Consider the following 12,285-nt stretch of genomic DNA (forward strand, 5'->3'; position numbering starts at 1 on the left):
TCTGTTGCGGCGCATGAATAGTGGGGAGGGAAACCTCCAGCTTTCCTGATCGGATGCCGTGGATCACAGTTGTTATAGTTAAAAACTATTATATCTATACGATTTATATATTAGAACTATAACAGTCCTTTGTGTAAGCTTAATCTGAAAATAATTATCCGGTAATGAACAGGAGGCGGCAGCAAATGAATAATGAGCCGATGACCCGGCGTACCGAATTATCCGGCAAACTGACGAATGTTCTTCAGGCCAGAACGCTGGCATTATCGCATCCCATCCTGCAAGGAATGTTAACGAAGGGCATGTCGGTCCTGGATGTTGGATGCGGCACGGGAGCCATTACCCGAGGCATCGCGGAAGCCCTAGGTCCGGAAGGCAGCGTAGTCGGGGTGGATCAAAACCCCCATTTGATTAAGCAGGCGCAGCAAACGCATGGAAAGGTTGCCGGATTGTCGTTTATGGATGGGGATATCTATTCGCTTGAGGAAGCTATGGAAGGTTGTCCTAGGTTTGATATCGTCACCTGCTCAAGGCTCATGGTCTGGCTCCCCGATCCATTGACGGCGCTCAAGGCTATGGTAAAGGCTATAAAGCCTGGCGGGAGGATCGTCATTGCCGACTATAACCACGAAAAAATCGCCTGGTCGCCGCAGCCGCCTGCCAGCATGCTCGTGTTCTATTCCGCATATCTAGACTGGCGGGAGGATGCCGGCCTAAACAACCGGATTGCGGACGATCTCCCGGACTTATTGCAGCAGGCAGGACTTGCACAGATCAAGGCCACGCCCTGCCATGAAGAGGTGCGGCGGGATGATCCCGATTATGCGCAGCGGTCTGGCCTGTGGGCGGATACCGCTTCCAGCCGGGGCCCGCAAATGGAGCGGGACGGATTCATAACACGCGGGGAATACGAACGGGCGGAGCGGGAGTACCGCCAATGGGTTCAGTCTGAGGCTGAATCCATAACGATGTACATGCTTACCGTCGTTGGCGTCAAGCCTTAGGATCCGATACGGCGGCTATGCCTGCGGCAAAGAAAGGACCCCGGAACGTGAGCAGCGACAGAATGCGTGCCATCTCTGCCGGCGTTTCCTGTCTTCCGCTCATCAGCCACTGCTGGATAATGCCGAGATGGGCGGAAGACACATATGACAGGAAGTATTCGGCAGGGACCTGCAGATTCTCTTTGCGGATCAGCGGCGATAAATTTTTTTCCAGCAGATTTTTCCGGAACATCGCTTTCAGCTGCGATTGGAAAGACACGTCTCCCTTTGGCCCCAATATGGCTTTGAGAAAAGCCGCATGCTCCTCGATATATTCGAACACGGTAACGATCAGGGAGACCGAAATGCCGGTTTCCCGGTACGTTTCCAGATCCTCTGATGTCGCCTTCGTAATGATCGCGATGATCCCCTCAATCACTTCGGCTTCGCTCTGCTCGAGCAGGTCGAATTTGTCACGGTAATGCAAATAAAACGTTCCACGGTTAATATTTGCCCGAGTCGTAATATCCTTTACAGATACGGCTTCAAAGCCCTTCTCCTCAATCAGCTCCGTCAGCGCATCGCGGATGACCAGCCGCGTCCGCACGATCCGCCGGTCTGTGTTCCCGTCCATGTGATCACTCCTTGAAAGGTAGACACTTTAAAAGAATGTGTCGAGTAATGCGCACATTCCGGATTATTGTTCATTGAACCGTCTATGCGCTCTTATTATAATGAGTTTGCCCGAGATAATCAACGCGATGTTCATTATCTTGAACAAACTATAAAGGCATAGGAGTGATAGGTGAAATGACTTTGATGAAGCAAAAGCTGGTGTGGGTGCTGCCGCTGATCGTAGCCGCCGTTATATTTGTGTTTAGTTTGGCGATGATTCCGACCATTAATCCGACCCCGGTCCGGCTGCCGATCGCATTGGTCAGCGAGGATCAAGGCGTAACGCTGCCGAACGGAACCGCGACGAATATGGGAGAAACGCTGACCGGTATGATCAAACAGCAGACCTCATCCACGGCTTCAGCAGATGGACCGGCGATTGAATGGGTACATGTAAACACGGAAAAGGAAGCGATGTCCGGTTTGGATGAACAGAAATATTATGCTGCGCTGGTGGTTCCGGCCGATTTCAGCCAGAATCAAGCGACGCTGCTCACGGAAAAACCGGTGCAGCCTCAGCTGCGCATTTACGTGAACCAAGGCATGAGCGCTTCGGCTTCCACTATGGCCGGTCAGGTGCTGAACCAAATCGTCGACACGATGAATGCGAAGATCCGCGCTGACCTGCTGGCTGCAGCCGGTAAGCAGAGCGGCAAGGTTACGGTGCAGCAGGCATCCGTGCTGGCGGCGCCTATTGCGAAGGACGTAAAAAATGTCCATGAGACAGGCACCCATACGGCGAACGGCAACGCGCCGGTGTCGTTATTCCAGCCGATCTGGATGGGCAGCATCTTGGGCGGGGTTATGTTCTATCTCGTCATCAGCAAGCTGAACTTCGCCTACCGCCGATCTCTGCTCACTGCCCGAGTAGTCCAGACCGTCGCGGGAGCTGTTCTGGCACTCATTGCCGGGTTCGGCCTGACCTGGTTTGCCGGGAGCTGGGGACTCCATATTCCGGACGGAACCGCTACGGCGATGTTTTTGTCACTATGCTACTTTGCCTTTTTCCTGATGATCTCCGCCGTACTGTCCTGGGCAGGGCTCAAGTCGATGGTGCTGTTTGTCCTGCTGCTCTTCTTCGGGGCTCCCCTGCTGAGCCTTCCTGCCGAGATGATGGGATCGTTCTACCGCGACTACGTGTTCCCTTGGCTGCCAATGCGGTTTATGGTGGAAGGGCTGCGTGAAATGTTCTTCTTCGGCCGGGGCCTGGATTGGAATCATTCGACAGCCGTATTAACCGGTATTGCCGCGGTTAGTCTGGTTGTTCTGCTTGGCTCGGCTCTGAAGGTTCGGCAAAACCGGAAAACGGTAAGAGGTACCGTCGAGACGCAGACCGTGGAGGCGTAAAGAAGGCGGCCCATGTCGAAATCGCGCTCATTCTGCTAAATATTTTTGCGCTGAAGAAGTACCGTAAATTATAATGAGGCGTAGAGAACCGCTAACCGTTTGAAGAACGGCGGCGAACAGGTGCAGGAGGAAAACGCATTGAAGCTCGAACGCATCATATCGATGATTTACATGCTGCTGAATCACGAAATTATTACCGCGTCGGCGCTGGCCGAGAAGTACAACGTTTCGCAGCGGACCATATACCGGGATATCGATGTCATCTGCGCGGCTGGCATTCCAGTGGTGTCCTACCAAGGGGTCAAAGGCGGTTTCGGCATTATCAAGGATTATAAAATGGAAAAAAGCCTGCTTGGATCGTATGACGTCGGGTCGCTCGTGACGCTGCTCTCCAGCATGTCGACCGTGTTCGAGGACGAAAAGGCGGCCGAAACGATTCAAAAGCTGAAGACCATCCAGCACGAAAAGGATTCGCCGGTGTTGTCGATGAATCTAGCGAGCCGGCAGCTGTATAATGACTCTCTGCGGCTGCTGCGGGCGGCGATCACGGAATGCTGTGTCGTGCGCTTCAAATATATCAACGCCAGAAATGAGAAGACCGAGCGAATCGTGGAGCCGGTGCGGCTGATTTACGAATACGACGTCTGGTACTTGTTCGCCTACTGCCGGGACCGCCAGGATTACCGGAAATTCCGGCTGTCCCGGATGGCCGACCTGCAGGCGATGGGCGAGCATTTTACGAAGCATAAGCATGCGGCTCCCGAGGAAGTGACGTTTAAGCAACTGCATAACCAAGGGAACCCGGTGCATGCGGTGATTCATTTTTCCGCCGACTGCCTGGCGAGAGCGATGGATTATTTCTATGGAGCGGAGAAAACGTATCTCGACGACGGTTCGTTCCTGCTTAGCATTACCCTGGAGCATATGGAGCGAACGCAGTGGCTCATCCCGATGCTGCTCAGCTTCGGCGACGGTGCCGAGGTGAAGGAGCCCCCGGAGCTTCGGGAAGCTGTCCACGCCAAATTAAAAAAAATGATTCGGAAATACTCAGAAGTATGACATACAGTTGTCATACTTTTTTGTTTACACTCAGAATCGGTTACAGAGAAATCAGAAATTTAAAGGAGTGTTTGAGAACGTGAAACCTGCACAAAAGAGCAGTCTTCCGGTCGTCATCGCCGGCCTGCTGCTGGGCATCCTGATGGCCTCGATGGATAACACCATCGTCGCCACGGCCATGGGAAATATCGTGGGTGAGCTCGGCGGCATGGATAAGTTTGTATGGGTCACCTCGGCCTACATGGTGGCGGAAATGGCCGGGATGCCGATCTTCGGAAAGCTGTCGGATATGTACGGCCGTAAAAAGTTTTTTGTCTTCGGGATTATTCTGTTCATGCTGGGGTCTGCGCTGTGCGGCACGGCGACCACGATCACGGAACTGGCCTTGTACCGGGCGGTTCAGGGTATTGGCGGCGGAGCGCTGGTCCCGATCGCGTTTACGATCATGTTCGATGCCGTCCCGCTGGAGAAGCGCGGCAGCCTCGGCGGTTTGTTCGGCGCCGTGTTCGGCATGTCCAGCATTTTCGGACCGCTTCTCGGGGCGTACATAACGGATCATATCGCCTGGGAGTGGATTTTCTACATCAACCTGCCGCTGGGCGTCATCGCCTTCATCATGGTGGCGTTTTTCTACAAGGAGTCGCATGAGCATTCCAAGCAGCCGATCGACTGGTTCGGCGCCTTTACGCTGCTGGGAGCGGTCATCTGCCTCATGTTCGCCCTGGAGCTGGGCGGCAAGGAAATCGCCTGGGATTCCTGGGAGATCCTCTCCTTGTTCGGAGGATTTGCAGTGCTGCTGATCGCCTTCCTGTATGCTGAGACTAAAGCGAAAGAGCCGGTCATTTCGTTCGGATTGTTTAAAAACCGGCTGTACGCCACCAGCGTCCTTGTCGGACTGTTCAGCGGGGCGGCGTTTATCGCGGCTTCGGTGTACATTCCGATCTTTATCCAGGGTGTGCTGGGCGGTTCGGCTACCAATTCAGGGCTGGTGCTGCTGCCGATGATGGTCGGCTCGGTCGTCACCGCGACGCTGGGCGGCAGTCTGATGAACAAAATGCCGTACCGGAACATTTTGATTCCGACGCTGCTGTTATTCCTGGTCGGCACGGCCTTGGTCGCCACCTTATCGGTGAACTCGACCCGGCTGATCGTGACGATCTATATGATTCTGATCGGGCTTGGAATCGGCGCGTCGTTTTCGGTGCTCGGAAACGCAGCCATTCATGGCCTGGACTACCGCCAAAGGGGAACGGCCAGCTCGACGCTGAACTTCCTGCGCTCGCTCGGCATGACGATCGGGATCACAACCTTCGGATTGATTCAGAGCCATTCGTTTACACATGAAATGACGAAAGGGTTCGGCTCTGCGGGGGCTGGCGCAGCAAACGCGGGAGGAGCAGCGGCAATGCCGGCGGGGCTCGATATCAAGGATCCGCATGCGCTGCTGGCTCCGGAGACACGCTCGCTGATTCCGCCTGAAGTGCTGCATAACATTTCCGAGATGCTCGCCTCTTCGATCGTCCAGACGTTCGCATGGGCCTGCGTACCAGCGATTCTGGCCCTGCTTGCGGCACTGTTTATGGGCAGCAAGAAGCTGGATCATACGGCGGAGGTTGCTCCTGCAGGCGGCGAAGGGAAGGAATATTCTCCGGTTCACTAAGCAATTTTGAGCTAAGCTCACCGCGGCTGCAATCTGGAGGCATCATGGATGCCCTGGACTGCAGCCTTTTTTGGCAGTGCAGAATGGTTAGGTGTTTACCAATCCCTAATTGACGCAGCTGCTGTACCTCCATACAATGAAGCTGAGATCTTACCTCGGAAGGGAAACGAAGAGCATGTTTAAAATCAGCGCTTTTGCCAAAATGAGCGGGATATCGATCAAAACGCTGCGTTATTACGATGAGCTGGGGATTCTGAAACCGTCTGCTGTGGATGAGAGTTCCGGCTATCGATATTATTCCGCCGATCATCTGCTGACGGTGGAACGCATCCGCGCTTATAAAGAGCTTGGGCTGACACTGGAGCAGATCGCTCCGCTGCTTCAAGAGGAGGGAACGCCCGGTACGGCTGCGGATACGCTCGCCATGAAGCGGGCTGATCTGGAGACCGCCATCGAGGAAGCACAGCGTCAGCTAAAAGAAATCGACCGGAGAATGCAGCGTCTGGAACAAGTCGGGGCGGCTGCGGTGGATGGACCCGAAGCCGTAACGCTCCGTGAGCTGCAGCCGCAATGGGCCGCCTCGGTCAGGGATACGATCCCGCGGCAGGATCTCTGCCTGCTGGTCAATGAGGTCAGGGACTACGTCATGACTGGCGGCTGTGGAACACCGGACGGGCCGCTGATTCTTCTCTGGCATGACGCGGGCGGGGAAGGCGAAAGGGAAGTCATTGACATCGAGGTGGCATTTCCGCTGGAGGAACCAACCCCGGAGCGCGGGCGCGTCCGCATCGTAGAACTGCCCGGCTTTGAAACCGCCGCATCCCTGATTCATGACTGCAACCCCTATGCCGCCCACTGTCCTGCAGCAGCGCACGTCATGGCATGGGCCGCATCGCAGGGATATGAACCGTTACCCGGTGAGCCGGTCCGTGAAGTCTATATTGCCGCCGAACAAGACATGTACGGAAAATTCCGCAGGTCGGAAGTAATCCTCCCGCTGCGCGGTACTCTGAGCCCTTGATTTTGGTGTTGTTGAACGAAGGCTCACTCCAGGTGTTGACTCTCCCCTCAAGGGGAGGGTGTACAGTAGGTTTACAAACCACAGAAGAAGGAGTGAGCAGGTATGAAAAGATTGGAAGGAAAAACAGCTCTCGTGACCGGAGGAAGCCGGGGGATAGGAAGGGGCATCGCACTGCGTCTTGCCTCTGAGGGCGCGCTTGTCGCGGTTCACTACGGCAGCCGCAGGGATGCAGCGGACGAGGTCGTACGGATGATTGAGGAACAGGGAGGCCAGGCGTTTGCCATCGGTGCCGATCTTCACGACATCCAAGGCGTCCATCGTCTGCTTGAATCACTGGATGCCGAACTGACCCGGCGGACAGGCAGCCGCCAGTATGACATTCTGGTGAACAATGCCGGCATCGGAACATCGAAAGCGATGGAAGAAACAACGGAGGCAGACTTCGACGAGGTGTTTGCCGTGAATGTGAAAGCGCCGTTCTTTCTCGTGCAGCAGTCGATGGATCGGCTGCGGGACGGAGGGCGGATTATCAATATTTCTTCAGGCGTGACCCGAATCGCATTTCCGCATATCATGTCCTACAACATGACCAAGGGGGCAGTGAACACCTTTACGCTGCACCTTGCGAAGCTGCTGGGTCCGCGCAGCATTACCGTCAACGCCGTGCTTCCCGGCATTATCGACACCGATGTGAACGCCTCTTGGCTGAACACGCCGGAAGCCCGTCAGGGAGCGGCGGAAATGTCCGCTCTTGGACGAATCGGAGAGGCCGCGGACGTCGCGGATGCCGTCGCTTTCCTGGCTTCGCCGGACGGCCGCTGGGTGACGGGGCAAATGCTCGATGCGACCGGAGGTTCGCATTTATAAATGACCCGCGGTCATCGTTTTCCGTTCGGCGCCATGGTTGCCACAAACAACCCAGAACCTCAAAGAAACAAGCGGCTGGATTTTAGCCGCTTGTTTCTTTTTCCAAACTGATGCCATCTATCTTTTTCACCAGGTATTCATACTTGAAGCGCAAAAGTTCAACTGCGTTGGTCATGTCCCTTTCAGACTTCAAATGAATGGATACCCAACCCGAATGAGGGAACATATGATGCGGGTTGGCAAGACCGGTGGCTACCACGTCATCCCGTTTCGATTTGGGCAAGAGCAAATCAATCAGATGGTCCCCATGTAAATGACCTATTTCTTTTCCCCCATAAAGAAACTCAATTCCGCCGAATCGGTGGGGGTTAACCGTAACTCCTGTCCATGACAGCAATTCTTCGGATAAAACTTCCCTTCGCGAAATGGTCATCTGATCATGTTCTCCTCTCCACAAGCAGATTTGGTTCAAGCTCTATTTCAGCCTTTTCAACCAAGAGGCAAGGGCCTCCCCAACCTTATCGGGGGCATCTTCCATCGGGTAATGAAGCCCTGGCACCGTCACTTCGGTCTGCTGGGGCCAACTGCGGCAAAAATCCAGTTGGGACTGCGAAGTTCTTCCCGGTTCTGCATGGATGAATAATTTGGGGACGTGGCTGTGTGCCAGCCAGTGGCCATAAGCCGCGACAATTTCATTCACCTCCGTCGTTGACCCGTCGTCAAAAGGTAGCTGCCTGGCCCAGGAGAGCATCGGACGACGACCTTCCCCTGGTTCGACAAAGGGGCGGTGATACTGCTCCTGCTCTTCCTTCGTTAACTGACGAATGACATTAACGGGAAGATTGACATTCAGGAACGAGTTTTGTTCCAGGATCATCTGTTCACCTTCTTCAGACCGAAGCGCTTGAAATATTTTACGCCCTTGTTCCGGCATTTCGCTCCAGCTGCTGGATTTGATAATCGCTTCCATGTACACGATACCGTCCACAGCGCCAGGATGCCGCCGCGCCCAATCAAATCCCAAAGCAGAGCCCCAGTCGTGTACGACGAAGGTGATCTTCTCATGAATCCCAAGTTTGTTAAGAAGCTCGTCGAGGTATTCCCGGTGCTGGGCGAAGGTGTAGGTGTCCGGACCGCTAACCGGCAGTTTATCGGAATCTCCCATCCCGACTAAATCGGGGGCAATGCAGCGCCCGGCGTTTTGTGCGTAAGGAATAATGTTGCGCCATAGATAAGAGGAGGAAGGGTTACCATGCAGGAAAACGATCGGATCACCACTGCCGACCTCTACATAAGCCATCTCTAAATCATAAACCCGTTGACGCTTTTTTTCGTAAGGAAATGCTCCGCTAACCATACTTATCTCACCCTTCTGCTCACACCGCTGCTGTTGGGCATCGAGTGTGTATTTTAGTTGACTTGTAAACTTAATATACGGAAATGATAACTCGATAATGTTGAGTTGTCAACTAAAAAATTACCGAGATTTCTCTTTGCCTCCCATTCATTTATCCAGCCCAAAGAAAAAAGCAATCCACCCACAAAATTCCTGTGGATGGATTGCTTTGATTTTATATGCGTTTCGCCGCAATTACAGCAGCCAAGCGCCCAGCAGGCCGCTGATTAGTCCGGTCACGATGACCGCGCCGAACACGAACAGCAGGACTTTCCGCGGGAACGACTTGGCCACGATCAGCATGGACGGCAGGCTGACTGCCGGAAGCGTCACGAGGAGCGCAGCGGCTGGGCCCGAACCGACGCCCAGGGACAGAAAGGACTGGATGATCGGAATTTCGGCAGCCGTCGGAATGACGAACAGCGTTCCGACGACGGCGAACAGGATAATAGCAGCGATCCCGCCACCTACCCATACCGGGAACAGGGTGGACTGGAAAGCACCCAGCAGCAGGACGGCAATCAGGTATGCCGGAACGACGCTGAGAATCATCAAGCCGAGGCTCTTGGCCCAGCGGACCAGGAAAGGTCCGCGGTCCGTTTCCTTGATGGCCGCTGCTTCTTCCAGCGGTTCTGGCACTTCGGAGGAACCGGCAAAGCGGTTCGCGAAGTAGCTCACGCCGAACGTCAGGGCCAGTCCCAGAACAATGCGCAGCAGTGTGAACTTCCAGGACAGCACGAAAGCCATGAAGATAAGCGTTGCCGGATTCAGCAGCGGGTTGCCGAGCCAGAAAGCGAGCGCCGCCCCGACGGACACGTTGCGCTTGCGCAGACCGCTCGCAATCGGGGCGGCACAGCAGGTGCACATCATGCCGGGCAGGGAGGCGACCCCGCCGATCAGGGTGCTCTTAAACGTCGTTTTGCCAAGCAGTTTATACAGCCACTGGACGGGCAGCAGCACCTGGACCAGCGAACCAAGCAGAATGCCGAGAACGGCCGCTTTCCACACCGACTTGAAGTACGTCTCCGCATAGGAAACCGCCGAGTGCCAGGATGGCGCCGATCCGCCCGCTCCAAGAATGGACGATCCGATGCTGTGCTCGGCTGCGGCTTTAAATGCTTTTTGATAGTACGGCCACCATTTGACATAAGACAAGCCGATGGCGGCAATGAGAATAAACAGAACCACAAGCCAAATCGTTTTTCTGTGATTCTGACGATGAATATTTGGACTAGCGGGTGACATGGTGATCTATCCTCCAAGCGTATTTAAAATGTGTGATGAAGCAATTCCTGCATATCAACCTAAGTTGCAAGCAATCCATTATATCATAAAACAGGATAAAACGGGGTAAAGGTCTGTGGGTTAGCCGGGACGGAGGACATTTATCATTCAAAAATGGAACAAGAGAAGGATGTGGACTGTTTTTGCTGAATTATTGTTCCAGGAGAAAAAAGAAGAATTTTATCGAAAAAAGTAAGTTTTATGAGTATGCTGAGGGCATGCTTATCGGCGACATTGGACTAACGGGGGTAGAGCATGAAGCTGCAATCTGCGGGAAAAGCATCGCGATGGTACGTGTATCAGAAAATCGTCATCGTTTTTATTTTATTTTTGCTTCCACTCATTTCGATGAATATCTGGCTTAACTATAAGGGGATGTCCATCACCAAGGATGCGATTTTGAACTCATCTTTGGCAGGTGCGTCCTTCTACAGCAAGCAGCTCGATAAAGAAATGTACTTCATCCGAAACCTGCAGCTCCAGCTGTTAAATGACAAAGATTTGCAGAAGCTCAGCTTCCGCGGCAGCATGCTGGAAAATTATGAAGAGGTGGAGCTGATCGATCAGGTCCGGGACCGGCTTGCGACACTGACCGTTTCCAGCGAATACGTAGTGAATGCGGGCGTGTACGTCGAAGCCATCGGCAAAACGATTTCCACGGACTCGGGTGTGACCAATACGCCCAATGAGGAACTGAAGCTGATCTCGTCGCTCATGGACGTTACGCCCAAACCATCGTTCTATAGGAGCGGAAGCCGGATTTTTTTCATCGAAACGGAAAATAACGGCGCGGTCTGGTCTTATATCGAAATTTCCAGACCCAAGCTGCTGGAGGCTTTGAGGGAAATCGCCAATTTGTATCCGCAATCCGAAGTGCTGCTCGGGGATAAAGAGGCGGGAACCGTTCTGACGACAGCGCAGGAGCAGGGGGAGTCCGCTGCGGTTTTGGGGCTTTTTGATGATGAAAGCCTTCATAATTCGAGTATGCCTGAGATGCGGAAGATGCACGGCGTGAACTATTTTATTACACCCAATGACGTCAGTTCGCTGCATTTATCGCTCATCATGTATGTGAATCAAAATGAGATCACGCGCCCGTTGAGCCAATTTATTACATGGTTCTACACCCTGTTCATCATCGCGATCATCGTGATGATTCTGTACTCTTTTTCCGTCAATCTAATGATCCACAGGCCCTTATCCAAACTCGTCAAGGCGTTTCATATGATTGAGACCGACAATTTGAACATTATGATCGAATCCAAAACGAAGGATGAGTTCCATTACGTCTTCAACAGCTTTAACAATATGGCACGCAAGCTCAAAAATTCGATCGAGGATAACTATGAGCAAAAAATATCGCTGCAGCGCTCCCAGCTGAAGCAGCTTCAATCCCAGATCAATCCGCATTTTCTGTACAACAGCTTTTTTAATATTTACATGATGTGCAAAGTAGGCGATTCGGACAGCGCCGCCGAGCTCTCCCAGCGTCTCGGCAGCTATTACCAGTACATTACGAGAAGCGGTGCGGACGAGGTGCCTTTCGATAAAGAGTACCGTCATGCGCTCGATTATTGCGATATTCAGTGCATTCGTTTTTCCAATCGGGTACATTTCGAATACGAGGAGCAGACGGAAGTCCCCGCTACAATCACGGTGCCGCGGCTGATCATTCAGCCGATCGTGGAAAATGTGTTTGAGCACGCCTTTGAAGACGGGATGATGGAGGGAAAGGTCTACATCCGGACGGAATACCGGGAAGGGAAACTGTGCGTGACGGTCGAAGATAACGGGAATTTGGCTGCCGATGCCATGATCGAACAGTTGAACACCAAGCTCGCCAGGGATTCAAAATCGATCGAGAACACGGGTTTGATCAACGTCAATAATCGCCTCAAGCTCAAGTACGGGCCGGAGAGCGGCTTAACGGCGTCAAGAAGCATGCATGGCGGCTTAAAAATCAACCTGACCATTATACCAGAGACATAAAAGG

The 12,285-nt window shown here is 53.4% G+C and carries 11 protein-coding genes; 7 read left to right on the plus strand and 4 right to left on the minus strand.

Annotation, left to right across the window (positions count from 1 at the left end; genetic code table 11):
- Window positions 1-185 precede the first annotated feature (185 nt).
- The gene (locus GCU45_RS30130; protein WP_152403540.1) at window positions 186-1,004 is read left to right on the plus strand and encodes a methyltransferase domain-containing protein; all 819 of its coding nucleotides are present in this window, start codon (window positions 186-188) and stop codon (window positions 1,002-1,004) included.
- Here GCU45_RS30130 and GCU45_RS30135 read toward each other — a convergent pair.
- A complete protein-coding gene (locus tag GCU45_RS30135; protein ID WP_145946341.1) occupies window positions 994-1,617 on the minus strand; it encodes a TetR/AcrR family transcriptional regulator in 624 nt (207 codons plus the stop codon). The genes GCU45_RS30130 and GCU45_RS30135 overlap by 11 nt on opposite strands.
- 182 nt (window positions 1,618-1,799) lie before the next feature.
- Between GCU45_RS30135 and GCU45_RS30140 the strand changes: the two genes are divergently transcribed.
- The 5 genes from GCU45_RS30140 to GCU45_RS30160 all read left to right on the plus strand — a co-directional run bounded on the left by GCU45_RS30140 (window position 1,800) and on the right by GCU45_RS30160 (window position 7,612).
- On the plus strand, window positions 1,800-3,005 hold the full coding sequence (locus tag GCU45_RS30140; protein WP_152404654.1) for a YhgE/Pip domain-containing protein: 1,206 nt from the start codon (window positions 1,800-1,802) through the stop codon (window positions 3,003-3,005).
- Window positions 3,006-3,143: 138 nt separating this feature from the next.
- Complete coding sequence (locus GCU45_RS30145; RefSeq protein WP_152403541.1) at window positions 3,144-4,064, plus strand: helix-turn-helix transcriptional regulator; 921 nt, start codon at window positions 3,144-3,146, stop codon at window positions 4,062-4,064.
- A 142-nt stretch (window positions 4,065-4,206) separates the two neighbouring features.
- The gene (locus tag GCU45_RS30150) at window positions 4,207-5,724 is read left to right on the plus strand and encodes an MDR family MFS transporter (protein ID WP_244364782.1); all 1,518 of its coding nucleotides are present in this window, start codon (window positions 4,207-4,209) and stop codon (window positions 5,722-5,724) included.
- A gap of 175 nt (window positions 5,725-5,899) precedes the next feature.
- Entirely contained in the window at window positions 5,900-6,745 is an 846-nt protein-coding gene (locus tag GCU45_RS30155) for a MerR family transcriptional regulator (protein ID WP_167527288.1), read from the plus strand.
- A gap of 102 nt (window positions 6,746-6,847) precedes the next feature.
- Window positions 6,848-7,612 carry an SDR family oxidoreductase gene (locus GCU45_RS30160; RefSeq protein WP_152403547.1) on the plus strand — a complete coding sequence of 255 codons (765 nt, stop codon included), beginning with the start codon at window positions 6,848-6,850 and terminating at the stop codon, window positions 7,610-7,612.
- An 82-nt stretch (window positions 7,613-7,694) separates the two neighbouring features.
- Here the strand turns inward: GCU45_RS30160 and GCU45_RS30165 are convergent, their stop codons facing one another.
- The 3 genes from GCU45_RS30165 to GCU45_RS30175 all read right to left on the minus strand — a co-directional run bounded on the left by GCU45_RS30165 (window position 7,695) and on the right by GCU45_RS30175 (window position 10,253).
- Window positions 7,695-8,045 carry a luciferase domain-containing protein gene (locus GCU45_RS30165; protein WP_411829605.1) on the minus strand — a complete coding sequence of 117 codons (351 nt, stop codon included), beginning with the start codon at window positions 8,043-8,045 and terminating at the stop codon, window positions 7,695-7,697.
- Window positions 8,046-8,087: 42 nt separating this feature from the next.
- Entirely contained in the window at window positions 8,088-8,969 is an 882-nt protein-coding gene (locus GCU45_RS30170; RefSeq protein ID WP_152403549.1) for a haloalkane dehalogenase, read from the minus strand.
- A gap of 234 nt (window positions 8,970-9,203) precedes the next feature.
- Window positions 9,204-10,253: a permease gene (locus GCU45_RS30175; RefSeq protein ID WP_152403551.1), complete on the minus strand. Its 1,050-nt coding sequence runs from the start codon at window positions 10,251-10,253 to the stop codon at window positions 9,204-9,206.
- A gap of 294 nt (window positions 10,254-10,547) precedes the next feature.
- Here GCU45_RS30175 and GCU45_RS30180 point away from each other — a divergent pair, with 294 nt between their 5' ends.
- Window positions 10,548-12,281 (plus strand): histidine kinase, encoded by a 1,734-nt coding sequence (locus GCU45_RS30180; protein ID WP_152403552.1) that lies wholly within the window; start codon window positions 10,548-10,550, stop codon window positions 12,279-12,281.
- Window positions 12,282-12,285: the final 4 nt, after the last annotated feature.

Origin of the sequence: Paenibacillus cellulositrophicus, from assembly GCF_009363095.1 — a bacterium.
GTDB classification, from domain to species: domain Bacteria; phylum Bacillota; class Bacilli; order Paenibacillales; family Paenibacillaceae; genus Paenibacillus_AQ; species Paenibacillus_AQ favisporus.